Source organism: Pseudomonas monsensis, assembly GCF_014268495.2.
GTDB classification, from domain to species: Bacteria; Pseudomonadota; Gammaproteobacteria; order Pseudomonadales; family Pseudomonadaceae; genus Aquipseudomonas; species Aquipseudomonas monsensis.
Genome location: NZ_CP077087.1, coordinates 2,424,117 through 2,439,726, shown reverse-complemented (window position 1 = coordinate 2,439,726; position 15,610 = coordinate 2,424,117). Strand labels below are relative to the sequence as shown.

At 60.5% G+C, this 15,610-nt stretch carries 12 protein-coding genes and 1 tRNA gene; 5 read left to right on the top strand and 8 right to left on the bottom strand.

Annotated elements, in window-relative coordinates; genetic code table 11:
- Positions 1 to 79 precede the first annotated feature (79 nt).
- Positions 80 to 2,095, bottom strand: coding sequence for an excinuclease ABC subunit UvrB (uvrB, locus tag HV782_RS10605; protein ID WP_123463446.1), 2,016 nt, complete (start codon positions 2,093 to 2,095; stop codon positions 80 to 82).
- 337 nt (positions 2,096 to 2,432) lie between these two features.
- Between uvrB and HV782_RS10600 the strand changes: the two genes are divergently transcribed.
- Together HV782_RS10600 and HV782_RS10595 are read left to right on the top strand one after the other, a co-directional pair.
- Complete coding sequence (locus HV782_RS10600; protein ID WP_186744698.1) at positions 2,433 to 3,629, top strand: amino acid aminotransferase; 1,197 nt, start codon at positions 2,433 to 2,435, stop codon at positions 3,627 to 3,629.
- Between the two features lie 224 nt (positions 3,630 to 3,853).
- On the top strand, positions 3,854 to 4,054 hold the full coding sequence (locus HV782_RS10595) for a hypothetical protein (protein ID WP_093432044.1): 201 nt from the start codon (positions 3,854 to 3,856) through the stop codon (positions 4,052 to 4,054).
- On the opposite strand, the gene HV782_RS10590 is transcribed toward HV782_RS10595, so the two are convergent.
- Entirely contained in the window at positions 4,051 to 4,281 is a 231-nt protein-coding gene (locus HV782_RS10590) for a hypothetical protein (protein WP_123463450.1), read from the bottom strand. The genes HV782_RS10595 and HV782_RS10590 overlap by 4 nt on opposite strands.
- A gap of 220 nt (positions 4,282 to 4,501) precedes the next feature.
- Between HV782_RS10590 and HV782_RS10585 the strand changes: the two genes are divergently transcribed.
- Positions 4,502 to 4,577, top strand: a tRNA-Asn gene (locus tag HV782_RS10585).
- Between the two features lie 119 nt (positions 4,578 to 4,696).
- On the opposite strand, the gene HV782_RS10580 is transcribed toward HV782_RS10585, so the two are convergent.
- The 3 genes from HV782_RS10580 to xth all read right to left on the bottom strand — a co-directional run bounded on the left by HV782_RS10580 (position 4,697) and on the right by xth (position 8,153).
- A complete protein-coding gene (locus HV782_RS10580) occupies positions 4,697 to 6,220 on the bottom strand; it encodes a nucleobase:cation symporter-2 family protein (RefSeq protein WP_123463452.1) in 1,524 nt (507 codons plus the stop codon).
- Between the two features lie 210 nt (positions 6,221 to 6,430).
- Positions 6,431 to 7,258: an arylamine N-acetyltransferase family protein gene (locus HV782_RS10575; RefSeq protein WP_186744700.1), complete on the bottom strand. Its 828-nt coding sequence runs from the start codon at positions 7,256 to 7,258 to the stop codon at positions 6,431 to 6,433.
- 100 nt (positions 7,259 to 7,358) lie between these two features.
- Positions 7,359 to 8,153, bottom strand: coding sequence for an exodeoxyribonuclease III (xth, locus tag HV782_RS10570; RefSeq protein WP_123463455.1), 795 nt, complete (start codon positions 8,151 to 8,153; stop codon positions 7,359 to 7,361).
- Between the two features lie 128 nt (positions 8,154 to 8,281).
- Between xth and HV782_RS10565 the strand changes: the two genes are divergently transcribed.
- A complete protein-coding gene (locus HV782_RS10565; RefSeq protein WP_128614575.1) occupies positions 8,282 to 8,863 on the top strand; it encodes a GNAT family N-acetyltransferase in 582 nt (193 codons plus the stop codon).
- 10 nt (positions 8,864 to 8,873) lie between these two features.
- Here the strand turns inward: HV782_RS10565 and HV782_RS10560 are convergent, their stop codons facing one another.
- Both HV782_RS10560 and HV782_RS10555 read right to left on the bottom strand, forming a co-directional pair.
- Positions 8,874 to 10,316 (bottom strand): mechanosensitive ion channel domain-containing protein, encoded by a 1,443-nt coding sequence (locus HV782_RS10560; protein ID WP_186744702.1) that lies wholly within the window; start codon positions 10,314 to 10,316, stop codon positions 8,874 to 8,876.
- A 134-nt stretch (positions 10,317 to 10,450) separates the two neighbouring features.
- On the bottom strand, positions 10,451 to 11,317 hold the full coding sequence (locus HV782_RS10555; protein WP_186744704.1) for a pirin family protein: 867 nt from the start codon (positions 11,315 to 11,317) through the stop codon (positions 10,451 to 10,453).
- 263 nt (positions 11,318 to 11,580) lie between these two features.
- Between HV782_RS10555 and dkgB the strand changes: the two genes are divergently transcribed.
- Complete coding sequence (gene dkgB, locus HV782_RS10550) at positions 11,581 to 12,384, top strand: 2,5-didehydrogluconate reductase DkgB (protein WP_128614573.1); 804 nt, start codon at positions 11,581 to 11,583, stop codon at positions 12,382 to 12,384.
- A gap of 4 nt (positions 12,385 to 12,388) precedes the next feature.
- Here dkgB and HV782_RS10545 read toward each other — a convergent pair whose 3' ends face one another.
- Entirely contained in the window at positions 12,389 to 15,607 is a 3,219-nt protein-coding gene (locus tag HV782_RS10545; RefSeq protein ID WP_186744707.1) for an ATP-binding protein, read from the bottom strand.
- Between the last annotated feature and the right edge of the window lie 3 nt (positions 15,608 to 15,610).

Below are 15,610 nucleotides of genomic sequence, written 5' to 3'. Positions count from 1 at the left end.
CCACAGGGGATTTGTGAACGACACAACTCTTGTGTGGGAGCGAGCCTGCTCGCGAAGAGGCCCGCTCAGGCGATGAAGATCAAACAGCCAAAAGCCGCTCGCGCAATTTGGCAATCTCATCACGCATCTGCGCCGCCGCTTCAAACTCCAGATCCCGCGCCAGCTGATACATCTTCTCTTCCAGTGCGCGAATACGTTTGGCGATCTCGCTCGGCGAGCGCAATTCGGCCTCGTACTTGGCGCTTTCTTCGGCCGCCTTGGCCATGCCCTTGCGCTTCTTGCTGCGCGAACCCGGCACGGTGGCGCCTTCCATGATGTCGGCAACGTCCTTGAACACGCCTTTGGGCGTGATGCCGTTAGCAAGGTTGAAAGCGATCTGCTTGTCGCGACGACGTTCGGTTTCACCGATCGCCCGCTCCATCGAACCGGTCATGCGATCGGCGTAGAGAATCGCCCTGCCGTTGAGGTTACGTGCCGCACGGCCAATGGTCTGGATCAGCGAGCGTTCAGAACGCAGGAAGCCTTCCTTGTCCGCATCGAGGATCGCCACCAGCGACACTTCCGGCATGTCCAGGCCTTCGCGCAGCAAGTTGATCCCCACAAGCACATCAAACGTGCCCAGGCGCAGATCGCGGATGATCTCGACCCGCTCGACGGTGTCGATGTCCGAGTGCAGATAACGCACGCGCACGCCGTGGTCGGCGAGGTAGTCGGTCAAGTCTTCGGCCATGCGTTTGGTCAGCGTGGTGACCAGCACCCGCTCCTCGACCGCCACGCGCTTGGTGATTTCCGAGAGCAGGTCATCGACCTGAGTCAGCGCCGGACGCACCTCGACTTGCGGGTCGACCAGACCGGTCGGCCGCACCACTTGCTCAACCACCCGCCCGGCGTGCTCGGCTTCGTAGTTGCCCGGTGTCGCCGAGACGAAAATGGTCTGCGGGCTGACCCCTTCCCACTCATCAAAGCGCATCGGCCGGTTGTCTAGCGCCGACGGCAGGCGGAAGCCGTATTCCACCAGCGTCTCTTTACGTGAGCGGTCGCCCTTATACATTGCGCCGACCTGCGGCACGCTGACGTGGGATTCGTCGATCACCAGCAAGGCGTCGGCCGGCAGGTAATCGTAGAGCGTTGGTGGTGCAGCACCGGCCGGACGTCCGGACAGATAGCGCGAGTAGTTTTCGATGCCGTTGCAGTAGCCCAGCTCGAGGATCATTTCCAGGTCAAAACGGGTGCGTTGCTCCAGACGCTGAGCCTCGACCAGTTTGTTGTTGCTGCGCAGGTATTCAAGGCGTTCCTGCAATTCGACTTTGATGTGTTCGATCGCGTCGAGCAGGGTTTCCCGTGGCGTCACGTAGTGACTCTTCGGGTAGAAGGTGAAGCGCGGCATCTTGCGGATGACTTCGCCCGTCAGCGGGTCGAATGCGGAAATGCTTTCGACCTCGTCATCGAACAGCTCGATGCGGATCGCTTCCAGATCGGATTCCGCCGGGTAGATGTCGATCACATCGCCGCGCACCCGGAAGGTTGCCCGGGCGAAATCCATGTCATTGCGGGTGTATTGCAGATCGGCCAGACGCCGCAGCAGTGCGCGCTGGTCGAGTTTGTCGCCGCGATCGACGTGCAGCACCATCTTCAAATAGGTTTCCGGACTGCCCAGACCGTAAATGCACGACACCGTGGTGACGATGATCGCGTCCTTGCGTTCCAGCAACGCTTTGGTCGCAGACAAGCGCATCTGCTCGATGTGGTCGTTGATCGACGCGTCCTTCTCGATAAAGGTGTCGGACGACGGCACATAGGCTTCGGGCTGGTAATAGTCGTAGTACGAAACGAAGTATTCGACGGCGTTGTTCGGAAAGAACGCCTTGAACTCGCCGTACAGTTGCGCAGCGAGGGTCTTGTTCGGCGCCAGCACCAGCGTCGGACGCTGTACCTGAGAGATGACATTGGCGATGCTGAACGTCTTGCCCGAGCCGGTCACACCGAGCAGCGTCTGGTGCGCCAGCCCGGCTTCGATGCCCTCCACCAATTGGCGGATGGCTTGCGGCTGATCGCCGGCGGGCTCGAAGCGGGTGACTAGCTGGAATTCGGACATACACACCTCTGGGATCGCAGCGTTCCGAGCAAAGCGGAACACCACGGGGACGACCGCAAACGACCGATGTCGCGCAAGAAAAAACCTGGATTGTGCTCAATATGGAGTCGATTGCCTCGGCTTTCAAGGTAAACGTCCTACATCCAGCAAAGTCTCTGACAGGGTCAATCGACTAACGGTCAAGAAATAATCGGAAAAACTTACCCGAAATGCCGATTCCGCTGTCGCCATTGCTCAGTGATGGCCTCTATACTAGCTCCCCGTTTGTGCACCGCTCTAGTGCATTCGGCTGGAGCGCTACACGTCCCTCCACTCTCCATTCAGAGCCGCCGTAATAATGAGCCTGTTCTCCGCTGTCGAAATGGCACCCCGCGATCCAATCCTGGGCCTTAACGAAGCTTTCAACGCCGATACCCGGACCACCAAGGTCAACCTGGGCGTTGGCGTTTACTGCAACGAAGAGGGGCGAATTCCACTTCTGCGCGCCGTGATCGAAGCCGAAACCGTTCGAGCTGCTCAACACGCTTCGCGCGGTTACCTGCCAATCGATGGCATCGCTGCCTACGACCAGGCCGTACAGAAGCTGCTGTTCGGTAACGACTCGCCGCTGATCAGCGCCGGTCGCGTCATCACCACTCAGGCCGTCGGCGGAACCGGCGCACTGAAAATCGGTGCTGACTTCCTCAAGCAACTGCTGCCGAACGCTGTTGTGGCAATCAGTGACCCGAGCTGGGAAAACCACCGCGCGCTGTTCGAAACCGCCGGCTTCCCGGTGCAGAACTACCGTTACTACGACGCCGCCACCCACGACGTGAACCGTGCCGGCATGCTCGACGACCTCAACGCCCTGCCGAACGGCTCGATCATTGTCCTGCACGCCTGCTGCCACAACCCGACCGGCGTCGACCTGACCCCGACCGACTGGAACAACGTGCTGGACGTGGTCAAGGCCAAAGGTCACGTGCCGTTCCTCGACATGGCCTACCAGGGCTTTGGTGACGGCATCGACGAAGACGCCGCCGCTGTGCGCCTGTTCGCCGAGTCCGGTCTGACCTTCTTCGTCTCGAGCTCGTTCTCCAAGTCGTTCTCGCTGTACGGCGAACGCGTTGGCGCCCTGTCGATCATCAGCGAATCGAAAGAAGAAAGCGCGCGTGTGCTGTCGCAGGTCAAGCGCGTGATCCGCACCAACTACTCCAACCCGCCGACCCACGGTGCAAGCATCGTCGCCGCTGTGCTGAACAGCCCGGAACTGCGCGCCCAGTGGGAAGCCGAACTGGCGGAAATGCGTCTGCGCATTCGTGGCATGCGCGAGCAGATGGTTGCCCTGCTGGCGGAAAAAGCCCCGGGCCGCGACTTCAGCTTCGTCGGTCGTCAGCGCGGCATGTTCTCCTACTCCGGCCTGACCACTGAACAAGTGCATCGCCTGCGTAACGAGTTCGGCATCTACGCCCTGGACACCGGCCGCATCTGCGTGGCGGCACTGAACCAGAGCAACATCAAGGCCGTGACGGATGCTATCGTTCAGGTCATCTGATTACGCTTTGCGATGAAAAACGGGAAGCCTTGCGGCTTCCCGTTTTTTATTGTCACGAAACAATCCCTATCCCCTCTAAACTGCACACATGTCCAAATGTGGGAGCGAGCTTGCTCGCGAAAGCGATCTGTCATTCAACATCGTTGTCGACTGACATGACGCCTTCGCGAGCAAGCTCGCTCCCACAGGTGATGAGTACATTCCAGAATTTTGTGAGATCAGATATGAAAAACGACAACCTGCGCGCCGACCGTGACGATCTGGATGATTTCATCCCCCGCGCATCGGCAAAACGCCAAAAGAGCCTAGTGCTGCAAGTCGCCGCCGGGGTGTTCCTGGGCGGCCTGGTCCTGTGGCTGGTGCAACTCGCAGCCACTGCGGCTTACGCCAAACTGATGATGGGCACCATCACCTTCGGCAGTTAAGCCAGTTCGGTCGCACGCTGACTCGCGGCGTCGTCATAAACGACGTACAGCGATTCGGCGATCTGGCTTTTGATCGCCTTGGTGCTTTCAAGGCCCAGGACAAACCCTTCGGCCTTGCCACCGGCGCGGTTCAATTCCTCGGCGGTGCTGGCCTGGGTGATTGCATCGAAGAGTTTTTCGGCGTGGGGACCGACGCCCTTGGGCAGGCTGATTTGCGCGATGCTCATGCGAACACCTCGCTGTTGCGGGACAAATGGTTCATGGCGCGGACCTTTTTCGGCGAATGGCCGGCAGCGCGTGTGACCACTTCCGGGCGGCCATGGTAGACCTCTGCTGCAGTTCTGGTAACCGCCAATCGCTGACAAGTCACCGCCCATCCAGAAGATTCAGTGTTTTTTATAACCGATGCTTGACTTCTCTTTTTGAATCAGTAACATACGCACCAATTCCGCAATAGCTCAGTTGGTAGAGCAAATGACTGTTAATCATTGGGTCCCTGGTTCGAGTCCAGGTTGTGGAGCCAAATAGCAAAGCCCCTGAATCGAAAGATTCAGGGGCTTTTTTGTGGGCGCTCGAAAAGATCAAACAAAAAGGGCCGATCTGCGCTTAACAGATCGGCCCTTTTCTATTCACAGGCAGCCGTCAGACATGCTCACCGCTTTTGGCATGCACCTTCGGCGCACCTTGCCCATGATCGTGATCATCAGGCTCGATCACCGGCACTTCCTTGCCATCGCAATCATGCAGCTTGCCGTCGCTGAAGTAATCGCCTTCACGCAGCGCTGCCAGATCACGATAACGCAGGGTCCGCTCTTCCGCCGCGGCAAACACCGACTGCTGGTCCGAGTTGCCGGCGGTGAAGTGGTTGAACGCCAGGTTGAGCAGGATCGCCATGATCGCCGACGAGCTGATGCCCGAATGGAAAATGGTCGCGAACCAGCTCGGGAAGTGATCGTAGAAGTTCGGCGCGGCAATCGGGATCATGCCGAAGCCGATCGAGGTGGCAACGATGATCAGGTTGACGTTGTTGCGGTAATCCACCTTCGACAGCGTGCGAATACCGCTTGCCGCCACCGTACCGAACAGCACGATACCGGCACCACCGAGTACCGAAGTCGGCACTGCGGCAATCACCCGGCCCATGAACGGCAGCAGACCGAGAATCACCAGGAAGATACCGCCAGTGGCGACTACGTAACGGCTCTTGATCCCGGTCACCGCCACCAGCCCGACGTTCTGGGCGAAAGCACTTTGAGTGAAGGAACCGAAGATCGGCGCAAACATGCTCGACAGCATGTCCGCCCGCAGACCATTGCCCAGACGCTTGGAATCGACCTTGGTGCCGATGATTTCACCGACCGCGAGAATGTCCGCCGAAGTCTCTACCAGAGTCACCATCACCACGATGCACATCGACAGGATCGCGGCGAAGTGGAAAGTCGGCATACCGAAGTGGAACGGCGTCGGGAAGCCGAACATCGGCCCCGTGGTGACGCTGGAGAAATCCGCCATGCCAAGGAACACCGCCAGCACCGTGCCGATCACCATGGCCAACAGGATCGACAGACGCGAGATGGTCGAACTGCCGACCTTGCTCAGCAGCAACACCAGCACCAGCGTGACCGCCGCCAGACCGATGTTCTGCATGCTGCCGAAGTCCGGGGCATGGCTGTTACCGCCCATGGCCCAGCGTGCGGCCACCGGCATCAGCGTCAGGCCGATGGTGGTGATCACGATGCCGGTGACCAACGGCGGGAAGAACTTGGTGATGCGCGAGAACACCGGCGTGATCAACAAACCGATCAAGGACGCCGCAATCACCGCGCCGAGCACCGACTGGAAGCCGCCCTCGCCGCCACTGCTGACGATCGCGACCATGGTCGCCACGCCGGAGAACGACACGCCCTGTACCAGCGGCAACTGACAACCAAAAAACGGCAGACCCAGGGTTTGCAGCAGTGTCGCCAGCCCCCCCGCAAACAATGAAGCAGCAATCAACAAACCAATGTCCGCCGGCGACAGCCCGGCAGCCTGACCGATGATCAGTGGCACCGCGACGATACCGCCATACATGGTCAGAACATGTTGCAGGCCGTAAGCCATATTCGCGCCGACCCCGAGATTTTCGTCCTCGGGCCGTTGGTGTGAAACATGGGGCGTTTTCATGGTGGGGGGTTCCCTGGTTTTTGTTATGCGCACACTGTATTCAATACTCGTGACAAATGTCCATAGAGTTGTATACAACTTATTGGTCACATAATGGCCAGGTAGCCACCCATCCTGCTAGCCCGCTGCTGCCAGCGCCCACAAATCCGGCAACACATTCCCTCCTGTCACTGTGGATGTGAGCACTCGTGTGAAGTGTTCACGGCGACCTCAGGCCGGGACGATCATCCGTTCAAGGGCATGCCGCACATGCGGAAGATCAGGCAGGCGCAGATCAAATTCGCCAGCCAGCAACGCGATCAACTCATCGACATCCGCCACTTCCCGGCGCTCACTCTCGGCGTCCACGCGATGAAGCGCGAAGCTGCCGTTGTTCAACGTCTTGCGCCAGCCGTCACCGGTGCGCGCAACCATCAGGCGCTGGGTGAACGGTGATTGCGGATGGGTCGAGACGTACCAGTTGCCGATGGTGTAGTCGATGTCTTCCTGGCGTTGCAGATCGAACAGGTACATCGACCGCCACTCACCCGCCACCCTGGCGCGCAGCATGTAGCCATCGGTCTGTTTTTCGATGCGGTAGGGTTCGTGCGGCGTGGACTGCTCGTGTTCGCTGTCGAGGACCAGCGGTGCGGTTGGCACCATGCCGCCGAAGCCGACGTCGGTGATGTAACGCACGCCGTCGAGGGTCACCAGGCTCAAGCGGTGAGTACGGGCGGTCCAGCTGCCTTCGGGTTGATTCATCACCACCCGGCCGCTGATGGCGCGAGCATCGAAGCCCAGTTCAAGCAACAGGGCGAAAAACAGGTGATTGAGTTCGTAACAGTACCCGCCACGGCCATGGTCGAATACCTTCTGTTCAATAGAGGCGAGATCAATCAGCACCGGCGCCCCAGTGATCGTGGCCAGGTTCTCGAAGGGAAAGGCGCCGGTGTGACGTAATTGCAGCTGACGCAGGGTGTCCAGGGTCGGTGCAGGCGGCGTATCGAAACCCAGGCGTTGCAGGTACAGCTTCAGATTCGTCAGGCGTGGTTCGCTCATTGCTCAGTCCTTTTGCATGGGCCGCAGATCACTGCGTTAATGGTCGCCATGTATACGGGATCGGGCACTGTTTTCGACAATTGATTTCGCCAATCGCCTGCTAGCGTTTCTTGCGCGAACCGATGCGAATCCACGTCGGCGCATGGTCACTGGCGTGCGGTTCGTTGCGCACCCAGGCGTCTACGCCAGCCTCGTGCAGATACGGACTCAGCGCCGGGTTGAGCAAGAGATGATCAATGCGCAGCCCTGAGTTGGTTTGCCAGTGCTGGCGGAAGTAATCCCAGAACGTGTACAGCCGATCTTCGGGGTACAGATGTCGCAGTGAATCGGTCCAGCCCTGATCGAGCAAGCGCTGATAGCACTCACGGCTTTGCGGTTGCAGCAACGCGTCCTTGAGCCATGAACGGGTGTTGTAGATGTCCATGTCGGTGGGCACGACGTTGTAGTCGCCGGCCAGCACCACCGGGTGGTCGCTGCTTTGCAGGTCCTTGGCGTAACGGATCAGGCGCTCGAACCAGGCCAGTTTGTAGTCGAACTTCGGCCCCGGCTGCGGGTTGCCGTTTGGCAAGTACAGGCACCCGACGAGCACTCCATGCACTGCGGCTTCCAGATAGCGGCTGTGCTTGTCATCGGGGTCGCCGGGCAACCCACGGCGGCTCTCCAGCGGCTGCGCATCGCGGGCAAGAATCGCCACGCCGTTCCACGACGCCTGACCCTGCCAGATTGCGCCATACCCGGCGGCTTCCAGCTCGGCGACAGGAAACGCGCTGTCGACGGATTTAAGTTCCTGCAGGCACGCGATGTCCGGCTGTTCGCGCTTGAGCCAGTCCAGCAGGTTCGGCAGCCGTGCGCGCAGGCCGTTGACGTTGTAGGTGGCGATCCGCAGGTTTTTCATCGGCTGAGGCTCCTGCCCAAGGCATGTAAAAATTGTGACCGTGTGCCCCTCGCGCAGGTTGCATCGGATCACTGCGCTGCGGCGTAATAGGCGCTCGCCCTTCGCCCGCACTGCCGAGACCTGAATCCATGCAAACCACGCTGCGAGGTCAGCGCATCCTTCTGCGCCCGCTGCAATATTCCGACGCCGCCGCCCTGCTCGATGCCGCCGCTGACGGCGAACTGTGGAACCTCACCGTCACCGTGGTGCCTTCGGCGTCGACCATCGACAGTTATCTGAAAAAGGCCCTCGATGGCCGCGAAGCCGGTACGGTCATGCCATTTGTCATCGTATTGAAAGACACCGGCGAGGTGATCGGCTCGACCCGCTTCTGGAAGATCGACCGAGTCAATCGCAAGCTGGAAATCGGCAGCAGCTGGATCGCGGCGCGCTGGCAGAAGTCGTTCGTCAACACCGAAGCCAAATACCTGATGCTGTGCCACGCCTTCGACCTGCTCGACTGCGTGCGCGTGCAATTCACCACCGACGAAAACAACCAGAAGTCACGCAACGCGATCCTGCGTCTGGGTGCGCAGCAGGAAGGCATCGTCCGCCATGAACGGATCATGCCCGACGGGCGCAAGCGCAACTCGGTGCGTTTCAGCATCATTGATGACGAGTGGCCACAGGTGCGCCTGCACCTGGAACAGAAACTCGCCGCTTACGCCTGAGGCCCGTCGTTCACACGCGATGGCGCAGCCACTGCAGAAAGCCTTTTTTCGCCACGACCACGGGCTCGTCCTGCGTCAGGGTCTGCGCTTTGTGCAGGCGATAATCGAGCAGGGTTTTCATCGCTTCACTGATGTCGTGACGAGCGTCCAGGCACGGTTTCAAATAGGACTTTTCGATACGGTACATGGCGCAGAACGTTTTCGCGGCGAAGGTGGCCGGCACCGATGAATCGGAAAGAATACCGGCCTCGCCAATCACTTCCCCCGGCCCCATGCGTCCGGATTCGAACGGTTTGCCATGACGGATCAAGGTCACCGTGACCACACCGGATTCGATGATGAACAGATGATCGCTGACCTCGCCCGCCCCCAGAATCTGCTCGCCGGCGCGGAAGGTTTGCAGGGTCATGTTCTGGCTGAAGGTGTCTTTTTCTTCCTGACGCAAGGTCGAGAAAATCGGTGAACTGTCGAGCAACGCCCGTGGCCGCGAAAGGTTCGTCGGCGCGTTGCTTTCATCGCTGGACAGCAGGTTCACCCCGGACGCCTGCAAATGCCGATAGGCCAGATCGAACAGTTGATTGCGCACCACACGTTTCTCGCCCATCGAGGCGACGAACCCGCTGATCTCGTATTCCGCGCCGCTGCTGCCGGAGCTTTTCAACGCGACGCTCGGCGCCGGCGTGTCGAGCAACTGGCGACAGCCCTGCATCGCCCGCTCCAGTGCGTCGATCACCGAGTTGGGCCGGGCATGAGGGCTGACCTGCACACTGACTGCCACACCGAACATGTTGCTCGGTCGACTGAAGTTGATGATCTTGGCCTTGGCCGCCAGTGAGTTGGGGATTACCGCCATGCTGCCCTGACTGGTTTGCAGACGCGTGGCGCGCCAGTCGATGTCGGTGACCCGGCCTTCGGTGCCGTCGATGGAGATCCAGTCATCCAGCTGATAGGGCTTGGTGGTGTTGAGGACGATCCCGGAGAACACGTCGCTGAGCGTGCTCTGCAAGGCCAGACCGACGATGATCGCCAGCGCGCCGGACGTTGCCAGCACGCCTTTGACCGGCAGATCCAGCACATAAGCCAGCGCTGCGATAATCGCGATCAGGAAAATCACCGCGCCGAGCAAGTCCTGCAACAAGCGCCCGGTGTGCCCGACCCGCTGCATCATTACCGCGCCGATCAACACCGTCAGGGTGCGAGCGCCGAACAACCACCAGCCGATCTGCAAACCAGTCGCCGCCAGGTGCAGCGGCACGTTGTCGGCCCACGGCGCCGGCTCCATCGGGTTGAGGCCTTCGTTGAACAGTACGGCGCTGAACAGGCTGAAAATCAGCACCCGCACCAGCAGCTTCCACTCGCTGCCGCGGGAGCTGATCAGGCGCCACAGCCCCAGATCGAGGAGGATCAGGATCAACGCGCAAAACAACGGATGTTCGCTCAGCAGAGACAGCATCAAACAACTCCGACGGGGGCCAATCGCGAGAAGATCGCACAGATTGGGCAAGTGTAGGAGCAATTGATTTCAGCGGATGAACACGATCTCACTGGGAACAAAAAAACCTGCCGCTGCCCCTACACAGCTTTAGGCTAGGAATGCATCTGGCCGAAACGTCCGGACTGGAAGTCGGCGAAGGCCTGGTGGATTTCCTGCTCGGTGTTCATCACGAACGGGCCGTGACCGACGATCGGTTCGTCGATCGGCTCGCCGCTGAGCAGCAACACCACGGCGTCTTCGCTGGCTTCGAGGGTCAACTGATGGCCGTTACGCTCGAACAGCGCCAACTGCCCTTCGCGCACCGACTCCAGGCCGTTGACCTGCAGCGAACCTTTCAACACCACCAGCGCGGTGTTACGGCCTTCATGCAGATCCAGCGTCAGCAACTTGCCGGCATTCAGGCGCAGGTCCCAGACGTCGATAGGGGTGAAGGTGCGCGACGGCCCTTTGCGGCCATCGAATTCGCCAGCGATCAGGCGCAGATGGCCGGCGTCGTCCTTGAGGGCGATGCTCGGGATGGCGCCATCGAGAATCGTCTGGTAACCCGGCGCGGCCATTTTGTCCTTGGCCGGCAGGTTGACCCACAACTGGACCATCTCCAGGTTGCCGCCGGTTCTGGCGAAGCGATCCGAGTGGAACTCCTCGTGCAGGATCCCGGAAGCGGCGGTCATCCATTGCACATCGCCCGGGCCGATGGTGCCGCCACTGCCGGTGGAGTCGCGGTGCTGCACCTCGCCCTCGTACACGATCGTCACGGTTTCAAAACCACGGTGCGGATGCTGACCCACGCCACGTCGCTCGGTGGTCGGGGTGAAATGCGCGGGACCGGCATGGTCGAGCAGCAGGAACGGGCTGATGTGTTTGCCCAGGTTGTCGTAGGAAAACAGCGTGCGAACCGGGAAACCATCGCCGACCCAGTGGCCGCGCGGGCTGGTGTAGATGCCGATGATGTTTTTCATGGTTATCTCCAATTTGATGAATGACGCATTGAATTGAGCTTATATTCATGAACATTCATGCACTAGACGGCAAAAAACAGTTTTTGCGTTCCATAAACAGGACAATTCGCGAGCCTGCTCGCGAAGGGGTCAGCCCGGACGACACAACTCCCGAAAAAGATTCGTGCCTCGCAGTCAACAGTGCTTTGCCTCAGCGGCGGTTTTTCTCAAGGAAGTCGACGCGGATACTCCGGCCCATTCCCACTGCAACCCTGGAGTCATCAATGTCTGTTCCCGCTTTTGGTCTGGGTACGTTTCGCCTGCAAGGTCAGGTGGTCATCGATTCGGTGAGCACCGCGCTTGAGCTCGGTTACCGGGCCATCGACACCGCACAGATTTACGAGAATGAGGCCGAGGTCGGCCAGGCCATCGCCGCCAGCGGCATTGCGCGTGATGAGTTATTCATCACCAGCAAGATCTGGATCGCCAATTTCGCCGGGGATCGCCTGATCGAAAGCCTCAAGGAAAGCCTGCAAAAACTGCAGACCGACTACCTCGATCTGACACTGATCCACTGGCCATCGCCTGACGATCAGGTGCCGGTCGCCGAATTCATGGGGGCATTGCTGGAAGCCAAGCGTCTGGGCCTGACCCGGCAGATCGGTGTCTCCAACTTCACCATCGAACTGATGCAACAGGCGATTGAAGCCGTGGGCGCCGACAACATTGCCACCCTCCAGATCGAACTGCACCCGTACCTGCAAAACCGCAAAGTCGTCGGGTTTGCCAAAAGCCAGGGCATCCACATCACCTCGTACATGACCCTCGCGTATGGCGAAGTCCTGAAAGACCCGCTGATCCAGCAAATCGCCGAACGCCTGCACGCCACACCGGCACAAGTCACCCTGGCCTGGGCCATGCAATCGGGGTATGCGGTGATTCCATCGTCAACCCGACGCGCCAACCTGCAGAGCAATATGGGGGCCGTTGCGCTGACCCTGAGTGACGCGGACATGGCGCAGATCGCCACGCTGGAACGCGGTCATCGCCTGACCAGCCCGAAAGGCATTGCGCCGGTCTGGGATTGATCGCTCAGGCCTGAAGACGCTGCGCGAGAGCGTTCATGGCCTCGCGCAACACATGGACCGCACTGACTACAGGTTCGGTATCGGCGCCGCGACTGACCTGCTCAAGTTCGTCGCACGCCGCCACCAGCCGCGCCGCGCCGACCATGCGGGCGGCGCCCTTGATGTGATGCGCCAGCTCGCGCAGCCCTTCCGGATCCCGCCCGGGCCTCAGCCGCTCAAGGCGTTGCAGGTCGTGATGCAGGCTGTTCAACACTTCTTCGCGCAGACGCGCAATCAGCGCGTGATCCTCGCCGGCCATCTGCTCCAGCGTACTCAGATCAATGTCTACCGGAACAATGTCCTCGGTGGGTTCAAGCTGTCCGCCGTCATGACTGGCGCCCTCGAGCGCCTGTGCCAGATCGTGCAAGCGAATCGGTTTGAACAGGCATTCGTCCATACCCGCCGCAAGGCAGCGACGCTTCTCCTCGACCTGGGCATTGGCGGTAAACCCGAGGATCAGGCAGGGCCGGCGCCCCGTCGTAGTCTCTTCGGCACGGATGGCCCGGGCGAGTTCATAGCCATTGCGCCGCGGCATGTTGCAATCGGTGATCACCACATCGAATGACTGCGCCCGCCAGCGTTCCAGACCTTCATGACCATCCTCGGTGTCGACCGTGCGGTGCCCCAGTTCACTCAGTTGCCAACACAACAACAGCCGATTCACCGGATGATCGTCGACTACCAGCACCTGCAGCGAGCACGATGCCACGCGCAGAGTTTCAGGCGTCGCGGGGCGCTGCTCCAGTGCCGTCAATACTGGCAGCTCAAGGCTGACCTCCACCTGCGTCCCCTGGCCCGGCTCGCTGTCGAGGCGCAACGTACCGCCCATCATTTCGCACAGCGTGCGACTGATCACCAGGCCCAGTCCGGAGCCGCTGCGCGCCGACTGGGGACTATTGCGCGCCTGGACGAACGGGTTGAACAGCCGCTGCCGATCCTGCGCTGCGATGCCGATGCCGCTGTCTTGAATGACCACGTTCACCGCCAGTCGCTCGGCCGTCGAGGGCCTTACCGCCAGCCACAAGCTCACCTCGCCGGTGTCGGTGAACTTGATCGCGTTACTCAGCAGATTCGACAGCACTTGCTTGAAACGCGTCGGGTCGATCAACACCTCAACGTCGCTGTGTGCATCGAGTTCGATGTGCCACAGCAAGCGTTTCTGCCGGGCTAGGCCTTCGAATACCCGACAGACCGACACCACCAGTTCACGCAGATTGGCCCGTTCCGGGGCGATGGACAAATGCCCGCTCTCAATGCGGGCAATGTCGAGAATATCGCCGATCAGCGCCAGCAATTGCTGCCCGGCATTGGAGGCCACCTGAATCGCCAGGCGATCGGTCACGCCCTCTTCGGCCCGCTTCAGGGCCAGTTCGAGCATGCCGATCAACGCGTTCATCGGTGTACGGATTTCATGGCTCATGGTTGCCAGAAACGTGGTCTTGGCCCGATTGGCGTCGTCGGCGATGTCCTTGGCATCCTGCAATTGCTGCAACCATTGCTGGCGCTGGCGAATCTGCCAGCGCTGAAAACCGATCCAGCCCAGCGCCAGCACCAACAGACCCGCCGCACCGGCAAAACCCAGCACAATGGTGCGACGATGACGCAGCCAGTAACTGTCCTCCACCACCACATCATTGCCCCAGCGTTCGACCAGTTCGTCCATCTGTTGCGGGGCGATGCTCAGCAGGGCCTTGTTCAGGATCGAATGCAGCAGCGGCGCCTGCGGAGCAGTGGCCAGGGCAATGCGGGCCGGCTGGTCGCCGACGGTGCCAATGATGCGCAGGCGCTCGCGGTACTGGTGGGCAATCAGAAAACGCGCAACCAGCAATGAACTCACCGTCGCATCGACCTGGCCCCTGGCAATCCACTCCATGCCTTCGGCAGGGCTTCTGACGTCGACCAGACGAATGCGCGGTACCCGTTCCAGCAGATAGTTGCGTAACGGGTGACCGCGATAAATCGCCACGCGTTTGCCCACCAGATCGTCGAGGGTGCGCGGACTCTGCGCCGCTACCGCACTGACCAGCACAAACGGATTGTTCAGGTAGGCGCGGGTGAATTGCAGCTCGTTTTCGCGCTCGCTGCTGGGCGTCACCACAGGCAACACATCGAGGTCGCCGGCCTTCAGTTGCTCGATCTGGCGATCCAGCGAAGCACCGCGCACGATCGCGAATTGCAACCCGCTGCGCTGGCTGATCAGGCTCAGCAGTTGCGCGCCCAACCCGCTGAAACGGCCGTCGGCATCAAAAAAAGTCAGCGGCGCGAAATCTTCGATGGCGCCGACCCGCACCAGCGGATGCTGATCCAGCCATTGCTGCTCGGTCGCACTGAGCTGAACCCGGGACTGCCCCGCCATCTCTGCAGGACCGGCGCTCCAGCGCAGCTCAATGCGTTGCCGCTGCTCGCCGGGAATCGCCGCCAGTGCCTTGTCGACGATGCGTTTGAGGCGCACATCGCTGCGCAACAAGGCAAAACCGAAGGGGTTGGCGTCAAGCCCCGCCGGCCCGGCCAGGTGCAGGTCGTTGCGGTAATTGGTATTGATCAAGTAGTTGGCGCTGATCAGATCGCCCAGATAAACGTTTTCTGCGCCAAACGCCACGGCCCCCAGCGCATCCATCGCCGAGGCATAACGCTGTATCCGTGCGCGTGGGTATAACGCCTGTACATTCGCCAGCGGCAAATAGTCTTCGACCATGGCGACGCGTTTGTCTTCGAGGCCCATCGTTAACAGTTCGTCGAACCGGGTGACCAGCATGGGCTGATCTTCGGCATAGGCGCGGGACAGAACGATGTCCGGGTCGGCAGTTTCAAACGAATTGGAGGTGCCCAACAGATCGAGATCCGCGCGTTTGAGCGCGCTCATCAGCGCCTCCCGGTCGGCGTACCGGCGCACTTCGATCCGCACACCGAGCAGTTGCGCCAACAGGTCAGCGTAGTCAGCCGTGAGCCCCTCCAGCTCATGTTGATTGCGGCTGATCTCGAACGGCGGGTAGTCGGGCCCGGAAATCCCCATGCGCAAAACGGGATGCTCGCGCAGCCATTGCCGGTCCTGTTCGTCCAGGGGCAGCTGGACATGCTCCAGACCGCTGCGGGTGAGGATGTCCAGTACCGGTGGCGCCTCGCTCGCCCAGCAGGCCCCCGCCACCATCAGCCACAGCCAGACAACACCACCTGCGAGCTTCATGTG

What these genes read in the sequence shown, in the direction of transcription:
- HV782_RS10600 (WP_186744698.1), top strand. Translation starts at nt 2,433, where the DNA reads ATGAGCCTGTTCTCCGCTGTCGAAATGGCACCCCGCGATCCAATCCTG.
- HV782_RS10575 (WP_186744700.1), bottom strand. Translation starts at nt 7,258, where the DNA reads ATGAGCGAACCACGCCTGACGAATCTGAAGCTGTACCTGCAACGCCTG.
- HV782_RS10560 (WP_186744702.1), bottom strand. Translation starts at nt 10,316, where the DNA reads ATGCTGTCTCTGCTGAGCGAACATCCGTTGTTTTGCGCGTTGATCCTG.
- dkgB (WP_128614573.1), top strand. Translation starts at nt 11,581, where the DNA reads ATGTCTGTTCCCGCTTTTGGTCTGGGTACGTTTCGCCTGCAAGGTCAG.
- HV782_RS10555 (WP_186744704.1), bottom strand. Translation starts at nt 11,317, where the DNA reads ATGAAAAACATCATCGGCATCTACACCAGCCCGCGCGGCCACTGGGTC.
- HV782_RS10580 (WP_123463452.1), bottom strand. Translation starts at nt 6,220, where the DNA reads ATGAAAACGCCCCATGTTTCACACCAACGGCCCGAGGACGAAAATCTC.
- HV782_RS10565 (WP_128614575.1), top strand. Translation starts at nt 8,282, where the DNA reads ATGCAAACCACGCTGCGAGGTCAGCGCATCCTTCTGCGCCCGCTGCAA.
- xth (WP_123463455.1), bottom strand. Translation starts at nt 8,153, where the DNA reads ATGAAAAACCTGCGGATCGCCACCTACAACGTCAACGGCCTGCGCGCA.
- HV782_RS10595 (WP_093432044.1), top strand. Translation starts at nt 3,854, where the DNA reads ATGAAAAACGACAACCTGCGCGCCGACCGTGACGATCTGGATGATTTC.
- uvrB (WP_123463446.1), bottom strand. Translation starts at nt 2,095, where the DNA reads ATGTCCGAATTCCAGCTAGTCACCCGCTTCGAGCCCGCCGGCGATCAG.
- HV782_RS10590 (WP_123463450.1), bottom strand. Translation starts at nt 4,281, where the DNA reads ATGAGCATCGCGCAAATCAGCCTGCCCAAGGGCGTCGGTCCCCACGCC.
- HV782_RS10545 (WP_186744707.1), bottom strand. Translation starts at nt 15,607, where the DNA reads ATGAAGCTCGCAGGTGGTGTTGTCTGGCTGTGGCTGATGGTGGCGGGG.